A 17,803-nucleotide genomic window follows, 5' to 3' on the forward strand; every position below is an offset into this window, starting at 1 on the left:
TGCGCGCCTAGTCGAGCGTCTCGACAGTTGGCGCGAACGCGAGGCGCGCGCCGGATGCGGCCTGAAGCGCTTCCCGACTGATCCCGCGTGCAAGCGCGCGGACCACGAAACCGCGCTCGCGCTCCACGTCGAGAATCGCCATGTCGGTGTAGACCGTGCTCACGACGCCCTTGCCGGTCAGCGGGAACGTGCAGGCATCGAGCAGACGCGGCTCCCCTTTACGGGTCGTATGCTCCATCGCCACGATCACACGCCGCGCGCCGGCGACGAGGTCCATTGCGCCACCGATGCCGGGCACGCCGTCGTCGCCGGTAGACCAGCTCGCGATATCGCCGCTGCTCGACACCTGAAACGCGCCGAGCACGGTCGCGTCGAGGTGGCCTCCGCGCATCATCGCGAACGACAGTGACTGGTCGCTGATCGAAGTTCCCGTGACCATCTGCACATAGCCCTTGCTCGCATTGATCAGGTCCTGATCCTGCGGCTGCCCCGGCTCCAGATCCCTGAGCCCGAGAATGCCGTTCTCGCTGTGCAGGACGATTTCCTTCGTGGGATCGAGATAGCGCGCCACCAGCGTGGGAATCCCCAGTCCCAGGTTCACATAGCTGCCCGGTGCAATGTCCTGCGCGATGATCTGGGCAACGCGCTCCCGGCTCAATCTGTTCTCAGCGCCCACGCCCGCTCTCCTTTTGAACGATGGCTTCGATAAAAATGCCGGGGGTCATCACCGACTCCGGCGCAATGGCGCCGAGCGGCACGATGTCGTCGACCTGCGCGATCGCATGCTTCGCCGCCATGCACATCACCGGGCCAAAGCCGCGCGAGGCGAGGCGCCAGGTCAGGTTCCCCCAGCGATCCGCGTGATAGGCCTTCACGAGCGCGAAGTCCGCATGCAGCGGCACTTCGAGCACATAGCCCTTGCCGTCGTATTCGCGCTGTTCCTTGCCCTGGGCGATCGGCGTACCGTAGCCCGTCGGCGTGAAAAACGGGCCGAGCCCCGCGCCTGCCGCGCGCATGCGCTCGATCAGCGTGCCCTGCGGCACCAGTTCGAGTTCCACCCGCTTCGCTTTGTACAGCTCGGCGAACACGTCCGCACCGGACGATTTCGGATACGAGCAAATCACCTTGCGCACACGCCCCGCGAGAAGCAGCGCCGCCAGCCCGTTCGTGCCCGTTCCGGCGTTATTGCTGATGATGGTGAGGTCTTTCGCGCCGTGCTCGACCAGCGCGTCGAGCAGCTCGAATGGCAGCCCCGAGTCGCCGAATCCCGCCACCATCACCGACGCTCCGTCCGTGATTGGCGCCACGGCATCGCGCAGGGTGGGAACAATCTTGTTGATCATTGTCTTTTGGTCCGTCTTTTCAGAATCGCTTTCGCGTCCCTATGGATTGCATCGTTCACAACGCAGCGGCCGAGCCGAGAATGGCGGTCGACTGGCTCGACAGGGTCGCGCCGTTGCCGTGCACGAGCGCGATGTCCACCGGCCGCTGGCGCGCGCCTGCATCGCCGCGCAACTGCGTGACCGCCTCGATGATCAGGAACACGCCATACATGCCTGGGTGTCCAAACGATAAGCCGCCGCCGTTCGTATTCACCGCGAGCGAGCCGCCTGGCGCCAGCGCGCCGCCCGACACGAAACGCCCGCCCTCGCCCTTCGGACAGAAACCGAGGTCTTCGAGAAAGAGAATCACATTGATCGTGAACGCGTCGTACAGGCAGGCAAGATCGACGTCGCGCACGCCGACGCCCGCCATTTCGAATGCACGCCGGCCCGACGCACTGGCGGCAGTCACCGTCAGGTCGTCCATCGACGAAATCTGCCGGTGCCATACCTCGGTGGCATTGCCCAGCACGTAGGCCGGCTTGTGCGGACCGTGGCGCGCGCGGTCCGCACGCATCAAGACGAACGCGCCCGCGCCGTCGGTCAGCAGACAGCAGTCGCGCACGGTCAGCGGATCGCACACAGGACGCGCGTTCAGCACGTCGTCGATCGTCAGCGGGTCGCGCGAGTACGCGAGCGGATTCAGCCTCGCCCACTCGCGCGCGGCCACCGCGACTTCCGCGAGCTGTTCGCGCGTCGTGCCGTATTCGTGCATATGGCGCGCCGCGGCCAGTGCATACGCACTGATAGGCTGCATCGGCTGATACGGCGTTTCGTAGGGCTGGGGATCGAGCACCTGGCGCATCTTGCCGACGGCCGCGCGATCGACCTTGCCGGTGCGCTGCGTGCTGCCGTAGCAAACGAGCACCGCATTGCAGGTGCCGTCCATCAACGCATGGATCGCCGGCCACAGATGCGCGACGAAGCTCGACCCGCCGAGCATCGTGCTGTCGATGAACGCCGGGCGGATACCGAGATACTCGGCCACCGGCATCGCCCACATGGTGGCCGACGCGCTGCACGTGCAGAGGCCGTCGATATCGGCCATCGTGAGCCCGGCGTCGGCCACCGCGTTCATGGCGGCTTCGGCCAGGATTTCCATTTCGCTGAAGCCGCGCGCCGCGCCGAGCCCTGCCATACCGATGCCGGCAATCGCGGCCGCGCCGCGCAACGGGGAAGTCGTACTCATGCGTTGTTCTCCTCGCGCCGGAACAGCACCAGCGGCGTGTCGCCCGTCATGTCGATGAAGGCGCGCACGCGCTCGCCGCAACGCGGCGCCCCCGGATCGACGCCCACCACACGCGACATCATTCGCACGCCTTCGTCGAGATCGACGAGGCACAGGTTCAGATCGCCGCCCGCTTCGGCGGGACGCCGCATCGCCGTGCTTGCGTAAATCGTGCCGAGTCCGCTCGGGCGTTTCCAGTCGAACGCACGGCCGCTACAGAACGGGCAGACGATGCGGGGATAGAACACCGCACGCGAGCACGACGTGCAGTGAGGAATGCGCCATTCGCCGGACGCCAGCCAGTCGAAATAACGCTGCTCGGGACCGCCCGGCGCATCGACTGCGCGCCCGCTCCCGTTCAATTCTGAGGTCATCGGTTCATCACCTTGCTTGTGTTGGATCGGTTCCCGGCCGAACGCGGCAAATCAGGCCGCCTCGTCCATCGCCCGCGAGAGGGCCACCGCGCGGTCCGCGAGCTGCGGCGCGAGGCCGAGATAGTTCGTGGGATCGGTCATCCGTTCGATCGCCGCGCGGTCGAAGTGCTGCGCAACCGCCGGCAGCGCGATCAGCGCCTCGGCAAGCGTGCCGCCCTTCCCGGCTACCGTGCGGCACGCGTCGTAGACGATGTCATGCGCCTGTTGCCGCCCGATGGCCGGCGCGAGCGCCATCATCACCGCCTCGGCAACGATCAGCCCCTTCGTGATGTCGAGGTTGCGGCGCATTTGCGCGGTATCGACGATCAGCCCGCCGAGCGCGAACTTCGCCTGATTCAGCGCACCGGCCGTCAGGATGAAACTTTCCGGCAAGGCAACCCATTCCGCGTGCCACGGCCCCGTCGCGCGCTCGAAGTCCTGCACCATCGCGTCGATCATCAGGCCTGCATGCTGCCGCACCGCTTTCGCCGCCGCGAGCATCAGTTCGCTGGAGATCGGATTGCGCTTCTGCGGCATCGTGCTGCTCGCGCCACGCCCCTTCACGAACGGTTCGTAGATTTCCGCGAACTCGGTCGACGCCATGATCATCAGGTCGTACGCGACCTTGCCGAGCGAACCGGTAATCAGCGCGAGCAGGTTGACCGCTTCCGCGAAGCCGTCGCGCGCGACGTGCCACGTCGTCGCCGGCATGCCGAGGCCGAGTTCGTCCGCCAGCGCCCGCTGCACGTCGAGCCCTTTGTCGCCGAGCGAAGCCAGCGTGCCGGCCGCGCCCGCGAACTCGACGAGCAGCACACGCTTCCTTAGTTCAGCCAGGCGTTCCTGATGACGATCGAACATGGCGAGCCACACGCCCGCCTTGTAGCCGAACGTCACCGGCAGCGCCTGCTGGAGATGCGTGCGCCCCGCCATCGGCGTGTCGCGATAGCGTTGCGCGAGATCCGCAAGATGGCCGCGCACGGCACGCAGATCCGCTTCGACGAGCGCGAGCGCGTCGCGAATCTGGAGCACGTTCGCGGTGTCCATGATGTCCTGGGTCGTCGCGCCCCAATGAACATAGCGACCGGCTTCGCCGCACATAGGGACCAACTGGTGCACGAGCGGCAGGATCGGATAGCCGACGATGTCGGTTTCGTCGCGCATCAGGTCGAAGTCGATACGCTCGATGCGCGCCGACTCCGCGATGGCATCGGCCGCTTCACGCGGAATCACGCCGCAGCGCGCCTGCGCACGCGCGAGCGCGACTTCCACTTCGATATAGCGGGCGACGAGCCGCTTGTCGGAAAACACGTCGCGCATCTCGGCGGTACCGAATGCGTTGCGGAACAACACGGAGTCGATGACGGTACTGCTGCTCATATTGTGAATGTCGGTAGGCATATGTTATATTTAAACGGACATATCTACATGTCCGAACATATGCATCGTAGGCACCTCAGCACCTCGTCACTATGAGGGGAAACCCTATGCATTTACCCGAAGGCCAGTCCATGTCCGGAACGACAAAAATTCGACATAGCGAAATCGCGCGGCAGCTCACGGAGGCGATCCGTTCGGGCCGGTACCAGGTCGGGGCGCTGCTGCCCACGGAACTCGAACTGTGCGAGCAGTTCGGGACGAGCCGGCACACGGTGCGCGCCGCGTTGCAGGAGTTGCAACAGCTCGGCTTCGTGTCGCGCCGCAAGAACGTCGGCACGCGTGTCGAATCGAGCCGGCCGACCGGCGCCTATCAGGCGCTCGCGACCGTCGACGACCTTGCGCTGTTTGGCGCGACGCACGTGCGTGTGGTCCGCAACATCCAGCAGACGGTCGTGGATCTCGACACCGCGCGAGAGCTCGGCTGCGTCGGCGGCTCGCGCTGGCTCCAGATTTCAAGCCTGCGAATGGACGAAGCGAATTCCGGGGAGCCGATCGGCTGGACGGATGTTTATATCGAGCCTGGCTACAAGGAAGTGGGCGACATGATCCGCGCCGCGCCCAATACGCTGATTAGTTCGTTGATCGAAACGCACTACGGGCGGCAGATCGCGCACATCCAGCAGGAGATCCATGCGGTTGCCGTCGACGCGACGCTCGCCGGTGAGCTGAACGTCGATGCGGGCACGCCCGCGCTGAAGATCATCCGGCGCTACATGGATTCGTCAAACCAGATCTTCGAGATCAGTGTGTCGATTCACCCGGCCGACCGCTTCACGTTCTCCATGCAACTGACGCGCGACGCGCGTCGCTAACGAATCGAGCCGACGCATGGGTGCGCGCGTGCATCACGACAAGCTCGAATGATGGCGTGGCATCGAAAGACGATGTCATGCGCACACGCGCGCTCCACAAGGATTCTCCTGCACGCCCTCGACGCATGCACTACGATGTATTGCGAAGAAGGCGTATTCCACAAAGGAGCCGCTCATGCCCAACGTAACGATCGATTCCGCGCGTACGTATCTGCTCGGTGTCACGCTGCCGCCCGTCGACAAATCGCATGCATCGCTATTGCTCGACGACACCACGCCCAGTTTCGACGCGAGCAAGGACCAGGCCGTCGTCGTGGGCTCGGGTGTCGTGACGTTCGCGCAAGGCGTGCCGCCCGAGCGCCGGCTCGCCGTCACGAACTCGCTGTTGCTCGCGCAACTCGTTGCGCGCCGCGCGGTGCCCGACGGCGGCGACCTCGACGACTGGTACAAGCAATACACCTCCGTGCTCGCGAACATCGGCTGGCTCGTGCAGACAACCACGACGACTCACACCGCCAACACGGCGAACGAATTCGAAACGCACGAAGCGATTCTCGCCGTCGCGACGCTCCTGCTCGGCCCCGGCGCGGTGAGCGCCCTTGCGCTGATCACCACGACGCTCAACGCGCTCGCCAGCATGGACACGAGCAAGCCCTGGATCACGATCTTCGACCGCGAGACGCAGGCCGTGAATGCTTCGAGTTTTCAGGTCGCGCTGGCCCAAACCGAGCCCGACGGCAGCTTCGTCGTCTCGCTGATGGCCTTCGTCATCAAGGCCAACGCCGTCGTCACGCAGGTGCTCTTTTTCAAGGCGAAGCAGGAGGACGTCCAGTTCTCGCACTACGCCTCGCAGGCGCAGATCGACACCACGATTCTCGACTCGCTCGAACCCGATCTCAGCAATCGCGTCGCGCAGCACAGCAAGAGCTATATCAGCCAGTTGCCGGACCTTTGACGGCGCATGCCGGGCGCGCGGCCATTACGGCCCCTGTGCCGTATCGGTCGCGGTCCAGTCGTGCAGTTGCGTGAGCAGCGAGTGGGCCGCGTCGCGTTCGAGGCTGGCCGACGCCTGCGCGTATTCGGCCAGCACGAAATCGCACTGATCGTAGAGCGCGCTCCAGTTGTTGCGGGCAGGCAGGCAGCGGTGCAGATCCGCGAGATCGCTCATCACCTGCTGCATGTTTTGCGCCAGCGCGCAGTGCGCGACGCTCTGATAAATCCAGACCGTACTGCGCGCCGAACGGCTCCAGAAGTCAGGCTCGGTCTCATCGTCCTCCGGTGAATCCGCGCCGATCAGGTTCCAGTCGGGCTCGCGGTATTGCTCCAGTTGCCCGGCGAGATGGGCAACAAGCTCGATCGCACAGCGCTGAATACGTACGTAGTACACCCTGGCATCGCCTGTGTCGCTGCCTGTCGCCTCCGCTCTCGCGTAGTGGCTCATGGCCTGGGCGATCGCGGCGAGTTGCGCGTCGCGGCAGCCTGCGAAGCGCTCGACCATCGCCAGCCGCATGCATGTCGAGCCGCATAGCGCAAGCCGCTCCATCGACGGGTACAGCGTGACGAGGTGCCCGAGGCTTGAGGTCGTCGTCACGTAGATCCTGCGCGCCGCCTCGATGGCCGTTTGCAGTCGTGCCGCATCGCCCTCGAACGCAGCCTCCCGCACACGGTGCAGCGACAGCCGGACCTGGGTGAAGGCCAGCTGATCGGTCGCATGCAGTGTCGCGCTGCCGTCGTTGGCCTGAACCGCCATCTGATACCACTTCGCGGCCTGCTCCAGATCGCCGGTTTCCTTCCAGGCGTCGGCGAACGCTTCGGCCACTTCGCCGATGCGCTCCCAGTGCGGCGCCGGTTGCGCATACTGCGCATGGAGGAATTCGAGCCGGACTCTGGCCGCTTCGATATCGGCGTTGTTCACGCGCAGTTCGGTCTGGATCTGCCGCAAGGCGATCATCAGGCCATGCGAGGAGGCGATGCACGCATAGCGGTCGGTCAGCGCCTTCTCCGCGTACTCGCGCCGACGCACGCCGTCGGCCGTCGGCCTGTCCTGGTCCAGCAGCGGCGCACGCAGATACCAGTCCGGGTCGCCATAGCACTGGTACGCGGCCCAGGTGTTGTTCTCGGGCGAATAAGCGGCTTCGCGCGCGATCGCCACGGCGTCGAGAAAGCGGCGGCGATCGAGCAACGCGTCGTAAAAGCTCGTGGCGAATTTCGCGGCGGCCACGTCGTCGACGGCCCATCCCGCCGCCACCACGCAGCGCACACCGATGCGGATCAAGGCCTCGGCCACGCTCGCGGCGAAGTACGGCCGGTTCAGCGGCGGCACGACGACTTCGAGCAGACTGCCCGGGTCGCTGCGCGCCAGATAGCAGCAGTTGATGAACACCAGTTCCGGCACGCGCTGCATCTTCGCAAATTCGTCCGCGCCGAGAAATACGCCGTTCGAGAGCACCACGCCGCCCGCGCGCGCGGCGGCGCTTTTCGGGGCGGCGGCCCCTTCGTTGGGGCGGGCGTCGGCAGGCCCCGCGCCATTGCCGTTTGCCGACGCCCCGGCGGGCGGCGCGCCGGGGCTGCCCGTGGCCATCGCGGCAGGCGCGGTAAAAGCCGCCGGCCCGGGCGCAAAGGTGTCGGCGGTCGCGAGGTGGTCGGTGACCGGCAGGCCATGCCCCGCGATATGAACGACGCCCCAGTCGCTGTCGAGCAAGTTGACCACCACCTGGCGCGCGTCGGGGCCGCGTGCGGTGTCCGACTCCGCGACGAGCGTCGTCACGCGGCGCGCCCCGGCAAGCCCGTTCGTCAACAGATCGCGCACCGCGCGCACTTCGCGCCGCGCGCCCGGCAAGAGCGGATAGCGGCGGTCGTCGGCGCATGGGTCGCCTATCAGCAGGATCGGCGCTTCCCGGCCCGTATCCTCCACCTCGCGGCGAAACTCCTGCGTACGCAGCTTGCGCAGCAACTTGGTCCGGATCGCCCAGGGCTTGTGGCCGCCGCTCCCGGTGTTATCCGCGCTCTCCAGGTCGCGCGTCGTATCGAGCAGTTCCCACGGAATGGCCGCCGTGCCGGAATCGAGCTCGATCTGCATTTCGCTCGACCCGTCGAGCAATGGCCGCATCTCCACGGGCACGAGCAGCTTGAACAACGTGCGCCCGACGCTCGCGTCGTTGCACGTGCTCGACGACGCCACGCTGACGAGTTCCTGAAGCAGCCGCCCTTGCGCCGCGACCGCGCGCACTTCGGTGCGGGCGCGGCGCGTGTCGAGCGTATACACGATGGACGACGCGCCGTCCTGATCGACCTGCGTGGCGGCGGAAATCAGGTCGAAGTCCGCGCCGCGATAGCTCGACTCCAGCGGACGCAGCAGCGCGCCGGTGCCGATGCGCACGTAGTGCTGCACGTCATAGCAGCCGCGTGCCGAGTCGCTCAGCAGTTGCACGGCGCGCCAGCCTTCGACGGCGCGGTCGAGATACAGTTCGACCAGCGTCAGCGTGCCGACTTTCGGCCAGTTCACCGAAGCGAGCATGCGGCTCGCCTCCAGCACGCCTTCCGCCACCGACCGTGCAGCCAGGCCCGGCGACATGCCGGTGCCGCCGCTGCCCACCAGGGTGGCCGCGAGATCGAACCACGCGGGCACGCCGACCGCGCCCGTGCGCCTGCGCGCCTCTTCGGCCACATGTTGCGCCCAGGCGATGACGCCCAGCCGTGCCGCGCTAACGAGGCCGCTCGCGCGCAGATGCCCCTCGTCGCCCAGCCCCACGACGATCACCCCCGCCGGACGCGGCATGCTGCGCAGCGGATTGACGCGATCGACCGACGCGTTGACGAAGACCTGTTGCGCCTTGAGCGCCTGGGGATAGCGCCCGAGCCGGATCGACGTGCTCATCGCGCGGCCCACCAGCCAGTCGAGCACGCACTCCGCGCCGGCCAGGACGCTGCCGCGATAGTGGCCGCACATCACAGCCTCGTCGACGAATTTCAGGTCGGCGTTGATGACCTCGATGCGCAGCGGCGCGTTGGACACGGTGGATGCGTTCGACGCGTCGGCTTGCGCCGGGTCGCGCAACCCGGGGTTCGTCAATACCGGATGATGCTGGCCGAGCGAGACGCCGCGCAGCGCCACGACGTCCGGCGAGTCGCGCGGCGCGGCGGGCGAAGGGGGGGCGGCCGGGTCCGGCTCGCCGCCCAGGCCATAGACGACGCTCATCCCGCCGCTCCTGCCGCGCTCGCGCTCGCATCGCCGGGACGCTGCGCCGCTGCGCCTTCGGCAGCCGCCGCAGGCGCCGCCTTCGACGCCTGCAACGCGGGATCGATCCGCGTGTCGGCGTCGCAATGCACGGCGTAAAGCAGGCCCAGCGGGTTGAAATGCGCTTTCAGGAACTCGTCGCGCAGGCCGAGCATGACGTTGCCTAACGCTTTGCCCGCCAGGAATTCCTCGAAGAAACGGTTGGCCCACGCCTTCGCGAAGAGTGCCGGCGTCTTGCACTCGGTGCCGATCACGCCGCGCGCGCCCTTGTCCATGAAGTACGGTGCGAACCCGTCATAGAACGTCGACGACATTTCCGCCGACTCGCACGCGTTGATGAACACGAGCGGCTTGCCGGCCAGTCGCGTGTCGGTCGGCGCGCGCAGCTTCAGATCGTTGAGGCTCACAAGGCGGTCGGTGAGCTCGATGCAGGACGCGCCTGGGCCGCCAGGATCGGTCAAGCCCTTCGAGACGGCGTGGCAATACAGATAGAGAATCTGATCGGGCGTTTGCGCCTGACGCAGCGCCTTGATGAAATCGTCGCCGCTCTCGCGGTCTTCGATGGTCGTGCCCGCGCGCCCCTGCCAGAACGCGCGCTGCGAGGCGACCACGTCGACGCCCATCTGCGCATCGATGCCCGCATGAAAGTTCAGGCTCACGTTCAGGCTCGGCGTGCTCGTGATCTCCGGCTCGGTCACGGCCATCGGATTCTGCAACGGGATTTGCTCGATGATGTGCCGCATGCCGAGAAAATTGTCCCAGCTATACGGTACGTCGCCGCTCACGTCGCCGAGGTACAGCAGCGGCCACGGCACCGGCAGCGTCTGCGCCACGATCTGGATCTTCAGCCGCAGATCGGCACGCGTGCCGAGTTGCCGCAACGCGTTGCCGACGGCGCGCACGTCGTCGCCCGCACCGGGACCATAGAAAAGCGTGCTCAGCAGGAGCGCACCCGCGTCCGCCATGATCGGCAATGCCTTGTCGAGCGCATCCTGTGTCGCGTCGATGCCGCTCTGAAACACGTAGTTGCCGCCCGCGTCCCGGTACATGACGACTTTCATGAGGCTGTCGCGCGCGCTGCGGATATAGGCGTCGATCAATGCGGCGTTGACCGGCAGGCGCACGTGCGTCGCGACCGCGCCGCACAGCACGCACTCGTAGTCGCCCGCCGCGCCCGGATAGATTTGCAGGCTCAGGTCGCGCGGCTGTAGCACGGCAAGGCCGTCGAGTCCGCGGCCGCGCGTGGCGACCTGCACGGCCGGGGCCGCCGCCGATCCCACCTCGAAAACCAGGTCGATCTGCTGGATGAACTGGCCGTCCTTCAGGATGGTCGCTTTCAGCGCGCACGGTCCGTCCTTGCGCGGCGCGATGTCGAAGCGCGCCTTCGAATAGCCCTTGCCCGTGGGCGGTATGCGCATCAAGCCCGTCTTCCCCGAAATGTCGAAGTCGTCGGTGTCGATCTGCACCGTGAGCACGACAGTGGCGTCGTCGGGCCCGAACACGCCGCGCTCCGCGAACGGCACGCTGACCGGCGCGTCGTGGTGCGCGGTCACGTCCACGCCGAAGGCGAGCGTATGCCACTGCCCTTTGACGAGCGGATCGGCGGGCTCCATGTCCTCGAATTCGGCATTGATCCAGCGTGACGTTGCGGCGGGCGCGGGCGCGCTGCCGGGCGCGGCGGCCATGGCCGCCGGTGGTGGCGGTGGTGGCGGCGGCGATGCGGCCGGTGCGGCCGGTGCGGCGGCGCCTGACGACGCGGCGCCATCCGCAGCCATATCGGCAGGCGGCGCATCCGCGATATCGAGCAGCCCGCCGCGCTGCACGTCCGCCACGCCAGCGGGTGACGGCAACGTGTCCTCGATGTCGAGCAGGCCGCGTCGCGGCGGCAACGCGCCCAAAGGCGGATGCGCAGCCGGCGGCGCGGTGGGCTTGGCGGCAGCCGCGGCCGCCCCATCCGCCGACGCGCCTTCGAGCGCCGCCGACCAGAACGCATGCGCGACCTCGGGATGCGCGATGTCGCTATGCGCACCGGCCGGGCCGCTGCCGTTGCGGATCACGCCGCTCGCGTCGAAGTTGAATACGTGCGCGTCGCTGAAGTCGTAGCGCGCGTCGATCGCACCGAGCGTCAACGCCACCGTTTCGGGCGCGCCCTGAATGCCGAACGCACCCACGCCGCCGTACTTCGGAAACGCATCGGCGCCCAGCAGAAATTGGCCCTTCGCCGCCGCGCCGAGCGGATAGAACTTGCCGACGGCGGTGTCCCAGCTCGACTGCGTCGTGAGCAGCGGCCCGCAAACCAGCGCGCCGTCGAGGATGCGCGAGAAGTAGCCCGGCGTGCCCGGCGCAAACGGCACATCGGCCGCAAACGACCACAACGACAGTGCGCCCTGCACGAGGAATAGCGAATCGATGGGACGGTGCAGCGCCGGAATCGGCGTTTCAGTGCCCGTCGTGGTCTCTCCGGCGACCATGCCCGAGACGACGATGCAGCCGAAGCTGTGCCCCATCAGGTGAAAGCGCGCGTTGGCGCTGGCGTTCTGCATCGCGCCGAGCAGCGCGTGCGCGCCGCCTTCGCCGAACGTGCGGGCGCGGTCCTTCATCTTCCAGAACGAGAGTTGCCGCAGCGGCGCGAGCACCGCATCCTTGAGCGCGCCCACGATCCCGAGCACATGCGGGGCCGCCGCGCCTGCACCCGCACCGCCGGGCACCGCTGCCGTCGCGGCCTGCGGCGCGACCGCGTCGACGATCGCCTGCGGATCGAAGCCGTCCTGATCGGCGCCCGGCCGGCCGGCGGCACTGCCCGTGCGCAGTTTCGAAGCGGTGAATAGCGTCTCGAAGTCCGCCAGCACATGGCCCGGCAAGTTCGTGTCGCTTGCAATATCGGCGAAGGCGAAGATGCGTTGCAGCGCGCCTCGCGTGTCGGCATCGGCGCCCAGTTGCCCGGCCAGCATGTCGATCGCGTCATGACTGGCGGCGTCCGCGCCGGTCGACAGCACACCGGCCGGCGACGCGGCACCGGCGGCGCTCGCGGGTACGGTCTCCATGCCCCACGGCAGGCTCGGCCAGTGCACGCCGATCACCATCGGATTGAAGGCCGGATTGCGCGCTTCCATGGCGGCGAGGTCCGCCTCGCACTGCGCCATCGCGCCAATCCAGCGATCGTACTGGTCGATCGCCGCCGGCACGTCGCCTTGCCAGCCGTGGCTGCATACGAACACGTCGGTGACGGGATCATCGGCCGCCGCGAGACGCGCCATGACCGCGGCGCTGAGCATCGTGCCGTCGGCTTCGGCACGCTCGCGGCCGTTCTCGTCGAACAGGATCAGGTAATAGGCAATATCGCTACCGGGAATGTTGCGGATCGGCATCGTGGTCTCCTTCGCGTTCTGTCTGCGCGGGGGCCTCGCACTTCACTCACGCGGCAAGCCCCTCTTCGAACAGCACGGCCTCCAGCTCACGTCGCTGCACGAGGCCGGCCATATTCGGATCTCCGGCCCATAAACGCTTCATCGAGCGAATCTGGGCGGGAATGTCCGCTAACTTCTGATTCTGGATGTCGCTGCTGATTGCGCGCATCTCGGTGTAGCGATCGCCCGCGGCGTTGAACGATGCACCACGGTTGTACACGAGCGACACCAGGGCGCCGAGGCAATCGGGATTCAGGTTGGCCGCGGCTGGCGGCAGCGCCCCGAGCGTGCGCGACGTGTAGCGCGGTACGTCGGTCTGCCGGAAAACCGCGTTCGCCGCCGCGAACGGCACGGTCACGCCTTTGGTCTGCGGCAGGATCTGGCTGGCCGCCGCTCCCGTTTTGCCGCATGCCGGCGTGAGTGTCGCGACGGCCGCCGCGCCGAGCGACGCCGTCCAGTCTTTCGCAAGCTGCGCGGCGCTCGTATAGCCGAGGTCGTATCCGATGCCGATCGTCACGCCCGAGTTGCCCTTCGGCCAGATCGGGTGCTGATAAAGCCTGTTATACGCAGCTTCGCTCGTCACCTCGAAGGCGATGATCATGTTGATCGCGCGGTCGGAAATCGGTGCGACGTCGAGCACGAGCAAAGGCGGTTCGGGATGTTCGCTCTCGAAAAGCTTGCGCTCCTCATCGAGCGGCACGTCGGGCGACAACAATCCCGGCGTCTGAATGGTTTGCAGGAGCAACTGGTCGAAGGAAGACATGGTGTTCACCTCGTGTACCTTCTGGCACGCGCGGTTCGTCCAGACGCACCGCGTCCTGTTGATATACAAAGGACTGCAAACAAAGTAATGGATACAGCAGGCAGATCACGGGCCGACGTCCGGCGAGCAGGTAGACAGGGAGTGTGGTCGGCGATCAGCGGGAACTCAAGTAACCCCACTGAAAGAATAGACGAAAATCTCCGCTGGCAATGCGGTTTTTTTATGGATTCGCGAGGCGTCGCCGCATGCTTTGCACCGGTTTGCTAACGCGAGGTGCGTACCCGACCCTCCAACGAGGCGAACATGGAATGGATCGTTGCCCGCCGGGTGACCCGGCGTGACTCGAACGTTCGTGCGCTCAGGAAACGACGACGGTAAATTCGACGCCTGATTCAAAGTCCAGCGTGGTGGTCGAAAAGCGCGGGTCGTTGTCGAGGTAGTGCTTGTAAGGCCGAACCGCGTCCTCGGCCGTGTACATGTTGTCGGCGAGCACGATGGTTCCCGGGCGTAGCAGGCGCTCGATCTGCCTGAACAGTTTCAGATACGCATCGGCCCATACGTCGATAAACACCATGTCGAACGTGCCGTCGAATTCGGCTACGGTCTGGAAAACATCGCCCTCGTGCAGGTCGACCCAGGCGTCCACGCCCGCCGCTTTGACGTGGGATCGAAGATACGCGCATTTGACGGCATCGAGCTCGGTCGCGACAAGGGTGCCGCGGCCCAATGTGCGCAGGGCGTCGGCAAGATACAGCGTGGACACACCGCAGGAACTGCCTAGCTCGAGAATTCGAGCCGGTCTGTGCGAAAGAACCATGTTGTACAAGAACCGCCCCGTTTCCGCTGAAACGGCCAACGATAGCGGCGTGCCTTGCGAGGATTCGAAATCTTCGCTCGACAGCCCGAGCGTTTCGAGAAAGCGCCCACGCAGTCTGGGCGCAATCATTTCGTATTCCTCGGTGAGCGTGAGCCATTCCTCGCTCGGACCCTGGAACTGCGCGCGTGCGCGGGCCATCACTTCTGACTGGCTCTGTTCGTGAAGCCGCCGCAAAAGAACGGAGGTCGATGAAGTCATGTTTCTTCCCGGACAATATCGTTAGTTATGCTGACACATATAGCTGATTGTCACTCCGTCAATCGGCCCCACCCACAGCGAAACCGGGCTAACGCGATGCCGCTCTGGCGAGCTTGATCGCGCGCTCGGGGCACGCCGTCACGCAAAGCCCGCAAGACCGGCAGGCGTCCGCGTTCGGCGTGTAGGCGACTTTCATGCCATGCACGCGCAGCTTGAGGCGGTTCATCCAGCCGAGGCCGAGATAATCGGCCTCATCGATTCGCCGGATCTCGAACACGTTCTCAGGGCAGACTGCCAGGCAATCGCCCTTGCCTTCACAACGTTTCAGATCGACGACCGGTGCAATCACACCCGGCTGCTGTTTGCAGTCGCCCGTTGATTTCTCGCGCATGCTCATTCTCCCGCGCGCGGACCGCGCCCCGTTCGCCACGCCGTCTTGAAGTGCTCGCGTTCTTCGGGCGTCATCGCCTCCCATTTGCGCCAGTGACGCCGTTCGCGCCAGCCGCCGCCGTGCCCGCGGAATCCGCCAAACAGAATGCGGCTCAACACGAGCAGGCCCAGCGCATGCGCGAAGTCGATCGCGCGCGCCCCCACGAATAGCGCTGGAATCACCCAGTTCCACAACGTCATGACCACCCACCCGAGCACGCCGATGGCGACCACCACAAGCAGCGCTTTACCTGCGCATCTGATTCGAAATTTCATCCATCGACTCCTCTAAATATCCAGTTCGTCATAAACGGTTTGCAGCCGGGCGCGCAGATGCAAGACCGCATAGCGCTTGCGCGCGAGCAGCGTATTGAGCGTGACACCGCTTTGCGCGGCCATGTCCTTGAAGGCGCGCCCCTCCAGCTCGTGCGCGATAAACACCTCGCGTTGATTCGGCGGCAACTCGTCGAGCGCGTTCTGCAACGCCTCGAGCAGCACCGCGCGCGCGTACAGGGCTTCGGGGCCCGCATCGTGCGCCGGCAGGGCCAGGTCGAGGCGGTACTCGCTGCCGGCTTCCTCCTCGTCCCCGTCGAGGTCCACCAGCGGCAGCTCTTTTTTCTTGCGAAAGCGGTCGATGATGCGGTTGCGCGCGGCACGAAACAGCCACGCGCTCGCCTGCTCGATCGGAGCGGGCAGCCGGTACGCCTGCACAAATTCGGAGAACACGTCCTGAAGGATGTCCTCGGCATCGTCCGGGTCGCCGATTCGGCGCCGGATAAAATTGACGAGCCTCGTGCGCTCACGCACCACGGTCGCCGTAATGTCGCTGTCTCGGTCGGTCATCGGGTGCGGGTTGGGTCGTGCCATGCCCCTGAAGACGTTTCAGGCGCGCGAATATTGTAGCGAGCACGAAAAATCCTTCCGCGAGCCGTTGCCGGTTCGCTCAGGGCAGGACCAACCGGGGTTTCGCGAAGCGCGTTCAGCCACTCAGTTGTTGAACGGCACGGGCGCGCTGCGCCTGCGCTTGCTGGAGAAGGCGATACGAAGCGTAATACTTGAAGATGTTCCGGACATACGTGGTCGTCTCCATGCCGACCTTCTCGGCTACCACGATTTCAACATTGTTGAACCAGACGTCAGGATTCAGGCCGCGCTCCGCAGCCAGTTTGCGCATCTTTGCGATGGTGCCGGGTCCGGCGTTATAGCTGGCGAAGGCAAACAGCGGCCGGTTCACTTCCGAGAAATGGGCATCCTGGAAGTAACGTGTCATCAACTGGTCCAGATACTTCGCCCCCGCGTGAATATTCGACTGCGCGACCTTGATGTCCCCGACCTTGAGCTCCTTCCCGGTGGCCGGCATCAGTTGCATGATGCCGACCGCGCCCACGCGACTCTTCGCATCCTGATTGAGCTGAGACTCCTGAAACCCTTGCGCCGCGAGCATTAACGGGTCGAAGCCATATTGGTGACCATACTTATCGAAGAAGGCCACGGTTGCCTTGAAGCGCGCCAGCTCGGCACTTTCCGTATTGTTGTGGATCTGCTTGATGCCCTGCATGTACTGCTTCAGGCGGACCTCCGCCACGCTTTGCTTCCGGATGAAATTGTCGTAGAAGTTGCTGACCACGGCCTGCAACTGCGGACTCTGCTTGCGGATGGCCCAGCCGACTCGACCGCCCTCGCGTACGGCGATGTCCTCGTGCACCTTGATCTGCGGCAGGATCTGCGCCCACATGCGCGCCTTCCAGTCGTCGACCACGAGGATCTGAAGCAGGCCGACGTTGAGCATTTCCATCGCATCCTCGTCTTCGAGCGCATCCGGCAGCAGCACGAGCCGCATCGGCGGCTTGCCGGCTTTCTGGAAGCGGGCATTCAGCGCGCTCAGGCTCTCGTAATAGCTGCTGGAGCGGCGCACATGCACGGTCTTGCCGCTCAGGTCGTCGAGCGTCGACAATGCGGGCGACTTGGGCCCGGTCAGCACCAGTTCACGGGTTGGCTTGAGCGCATGGGCGCTGACGAAGTCCACCACCTTCTGGCGGTCCGGCGTGATCGTCAGGTTGCCGGCGGCGATATCGCCGGCGCCTGCCACGAGGCCGGGCAGCAGCCGGTCACGCGTCGTGGGAATCATGACGACCGTGATCGGGCGTTTGCCGAGCCGATCGGCATAGGTCTTGTTGATGAACCGTTCGAAGTCGCGCACGAAGTCCGCGGTCAACCCGCGCTCGTGCCCGCGATCATTGAAATACAGCGTGCGACTGTAGGGAACCAGCACGCGAATCACCCGGCGATCGAGCATCGCGTCGAAATCGCCGCGCCACGGCTTGTTGGTCAGATCCATGCGGCGCGGCGCACTGGCGGGGACGGGCGCGGAAGCCGCCAATGGCGACGACGCCGGAGCCGACGCCGCGGGAGCCGCCGCCGCCGGCCGTGCCGGCGCAGCGGCGGCGCACGTTGCACTGCACGCGCACAGCGCCACACCCAGGAGCCCCGTTACCAGCCACGCACGAACGAAATGCATGATTCACACCATTGCCGTTGGTCGTTTTTGGCCTGGCGCCCCGATCGGGTCAGTGGTTCACCCGGGCCTATTAGTCTGATCTTTGCGTCTGAGCGTTCGACG

General features: G+C 65.8%; 15 protein-coding genes. 2 read left to right on the forward strand and 13 right to left on the reverse strand.

Going from position 1 to position 17,803, the window contains the following annotated elements; translation table 11 throughout:
* Positions 1 to 7: 7 nt before the first annotated feature.
* The 5 genes from C7401_RS41870 to C7401_RS41890 are packed head-to-tail and all read right to left on the reverse strand — an operon-like array spanning position 8 to position 4,400.
* Positions 8 to 676, reverse strand: coding sequence for a 3-oxoacid CoA-transferase subunit B (locus tag C7401_RS41870; RefSeq protein ID WP_112177930.1), 669 nt, complete (start codon positions 674 to 676; stop codon positions 8 to 10).
* Positions 666 to 1,343 (reverse strand): 3-oxoacid CoA-transferase subunit A, encoded by a 678-nt coding sequence (locus C7401_RS41875; protein ID WP_112177931.1) that lies wholly within the window; start codon positions 1,341 to 1,343, stop codon positions 666 to 668. The genes C7401_RS41870 and C7401_RS41875 overlap by 11 nt, the downstream gene beginning before the upstream one ends.
* Before the next feature lie 55 nt (positions 1,344 to 1,398).
* Positions 1,399 to 2,571 carry an acetyl-CoA acetyltransferase gene (locus C7401_RS41880; protein WP_112177932.1) on the reverse strand — a complete coding sequence of 391 codons (1,173 nt, stop codon included), beginning with the start codon at positions 2,569 to 2,571 and terminating at the stop codon, positions 1,399 to 1,401.
* Complete coding sequence (locus tag C7401_RS41885; protein WP_112177933.1) at positions 2,568 to 2,984, reverse strand: Zn-ribbon domain-containing OB-fold protein; 417 nt, start codon at positions 2,982 to 2,984, stop codon at positions 2,568 to 2,570. The genes C7401_RS41880 and C7401_RS41885 overlap by 4 nt, the downstream gene beginning before the upstream one ends.
* 51 nt (positions 2,985 to 3,035) lie before the next feature.
* Positions 3,036 to 4,400, reverse strand: coding sequence for a class-II fumarase/aspartase family protein (locus C7401_RS41890; RefSeq protein ID WP_112177934.1), 1,365 nt, complete (start codon positions 4,398 to 4,400; stop codon positions 3,036 to 3,038).
* 131 nt (positions 4,401 to 4,531) lie between these two features.
* Here C7401_RS41890 and C7401_RS41895 point away from each other — a divergent pair, with 131 nt between their 5' ends.
* Both C7401_RS41895 and C7401_RS41900 read left to right on the forward strand, forming a co-directional pair.
* Positions 4,532 to 5,272, forward strand: a complete 741-nt coding sequence (locus C7401_RS41895) for a GntR family transcriptional regulator (protein WP_112177935.1) — start codon at positions 4,532 to 4,534, stop codon at positions 5,270 to 5,272.
* Between the two features lie 175 nt (positions 5,273 to 5,447).
* Entirely contained in the window at positions 5,448 to 6,227 is a 780-nt protein-coding gene (locus tag C7401_RS41900; RefSeq protein WP_112177936.1) for a hypothetical protein, read from the forward strand.
* Positions 6,228 to 6,251: 24 nt separating this feature from the next.
* On the opposite strand, the gene C7401_RS41905 is transcribed toward C7401_RS41900, so the two are convergent.
* The 8 genes from C7401_RS41905 to C7401_RS41940 form a co-directional block, all read right to left on the reverse strand.
* Positions 6,252 to 9,470: a CHAT domain-containing protein gene (locus C7401_RS41905; RefSeq protein WP_112177937.1), complete on the reverse strand. Its 3,219-nt coding sequence runs from the start codon at positions 9,468 to 9,470 to the stop codon at positions 6,252 to 6,254.
* The gene (locus tag C7401_RS41910; RefSeq protein WP_112177938.1) at positions 9,467 to 12,877 is read right to left on the reverse strand and encodes a CHAT domain-containing protein; all 3,411 of its coding nucleotides are present in this window, start codon (positions 12,875 to 12,877) and stop codon (positions 9,467 to 9,469) included. Before C7401_RS41910 ends, C7401_RS41905 begins: the two co-directional genes overlap by 4 nt.
* 46 nt (positions 12,878 to 12,923) lie before the next feature.
* Entirely contained in the window at positions 12,924 to 13,679 is a 756-nt protein-coding gene (locus C7401_RS41915) for a DUF8812 domain-containing protein (RefSeq protein ID WP_112177939.1), read from the reverse strand.
* A 358-nt stretch (positions 13,680 to 14,037) separates the two neighbouring features.
* Positions 14,038 to 14,754 carry an O-methyltransferase gene (locus tag C7401_RS41920; RefSeq protein WP_112177940.1) on the reverse strand — a complete coding sequence of 239 codons (717 nt, stop codon included), beginning with the start codon at positions 14,752 to 14,754 and terminating at the stop codon, positions 14,038 to 14,040.
* Positions 14,755 to 14,842: 88 nt separating this feature from the next.
* The gene (locus C7401_RS41925) at positions 14,843 to 15,145 is read right to left on the reverse strand and encodes a 4Fe-4S dicluster domain-containing protein (RefSeq protein WP_112177941.1); all 303 of its coding nucleotides are present in this window, start codon (positions 15,143 to 15,145) and stop codon (positions 14,843 to 14,845) included.
* Positions 15,146 to 15,147: 2 nt separating this feature from the next.
* Positions 15,148 to 15,459: a hypothetical protein gene (locus C7401_RS41930; protein ID WP_112177942.1), complete on the reverse strand. Its 312-nt coding sequence runs from the start codon at positions 15,457 to 15,459 to the stop codon at positions 15,148 to 15,150.
* Positions 15,460 to 15,471: 12 nt separating this feature from the next.
* Complete coding sequence (locus C7401_RS41935; RefSeq protein WP_112177943.1) at positions 15,472 to 16,026, reverse strand: RNA polymerase sigma factor; 555 nt, start codon at positions 16,024 to 16,026, stop codon at positions 15,472 to 15,474.
* Between the two features lie 136 nt (positions 16,027 to 16,162).
* Complete coding sequence (locus tag C7401_RS41940; RefSeq protein WP_112177944.1) at positions 16,163 to 17,701, reverse strand: MltF family protein; 1,539 nt, start codon at positions 17,699 to 17,701, stop codon at positions 16,163 to 16,165.
* Positions 17,702 to 17,803: the final 102 nt, after the last annotated feature.

The sequence above is a fragment of the Paraburkholderia unamae genome, assembly GCF_003268775.1.
In the GTDB taxonomy this organism is placed as follows: Bacteria; Pseudomonadota; Gammaproteobacteria; order Burkholderiales; family Burkholderiaceae; genus Paraburkholderia; species Paraburkholderia unamae.

What these genes read in the sequence shown, in the direction of transcription:
- C7401_RS41875 (WP_112177931.1), bottom strand. Translation starts at nt 1,343, where the DNA reads ATGATCAACAAGATTGTTCCCACCCTGCGCGATGCCGTGGCGCCAATC.
- C7401_RS41940 (WP_112177944.1), bottom strand. Translation starts at nt 17,701, where the DNA reads ATGCATTTCGTTCGTGCGTGGCTGGTAACGGGGCTCCTGGGTGTGGCG.
- C7401_RS41920 (WP_112177940.1), bottom strand. Translation starts at nt 14,754, where the DNA reads ATGACTTCATCGACCTCCGTTCTTTTGCGGCGGCTTCACGAACAGAGC.
- C7401_RS41925 (WP_112177941.1), bottom strand. Translation starts at nt 15,145, where the DNA reads ATGCGCGAGAAATCAACGGGCGACTGCAAACAGCAGCCGGGTGTGATT.
- C7401_RS41885 (WP_112177933.1), bottom strand. Translation starts at nt 2,984, where the DNA reads ATGACCTCAGAATTGAACGGGAGCGGGCGCGCAGTCGATGCGCCGGGC.
- C7401_RS41900 (WP_112177936.1), top strand. Translation starts at nt 5,448, where the DNA reads ATGCCCAACGTAACGATCGATTCCGCGCGTACGTATCTGCTCGGTGTC.
- C7401_RS41880 (WP_112177932.1), bottom strand. Translation starts at nt 2,571, where the DNA reads ATGAGTACGACTTCCCCGTTGCGCGGCGCGGCCGCGATTGCCGGCATC.
- C7401_RS41935 (WP_112177943.1), bottom strand. Translation starts at nt 16,026, where the DNA reads ATGACCGACCGAGACAGCGACATTACGGCGACCGTGGTGCGTGAGCGC.
- C7401_RS41905 (WP_112177937.1), bottom strand. Translation starts at nt 9,470, where the DNA reads ATGAGCGTCGTCTATGGCCTGGGCGGCGAGCCGGACCCGGCCGCCCCC.
- C7401_RS41910 (WP_112177938.1), bottom strand. Translation starts at nt 12,877, where the DNA reads ATGCCGATCCGCAACATTCCCGGTAGCGATATTGCCTATTACCTGATC.
- C7401_RS41895 (WP_112177935.1), top strand. Translation starts at nt 4,532, where the DNA reads ATGTCCGGAACGACAAAAATTCGACATAGCGAAATCGCGCGGCAGCTC.
- C7401_RS41915 (WP_112177939.1), bottom strand. Translation starts at nt 13,679, where the DNA reads ATGTCTTCCTTCGACCAGTTGCTCCTGCAAACCATTCAGACGCCGGGA.
- C7401_RS41930 (WP_112177942.1), bottom strand. Translation starts at nt 15,459, where the DNA reads ATGAAATTTCGAATCAGATGCGCAGGTAAAGCGCTGCTTGTGGTGGTC.
- C7401_RS41890 (WP_112177934.1), bottom strand. Translation starts at nt 4,400, where the DNA reads ATGAGCAGCAGTACCGTCATCGACTCCGTGTTGTTCCGCAACGCATTC.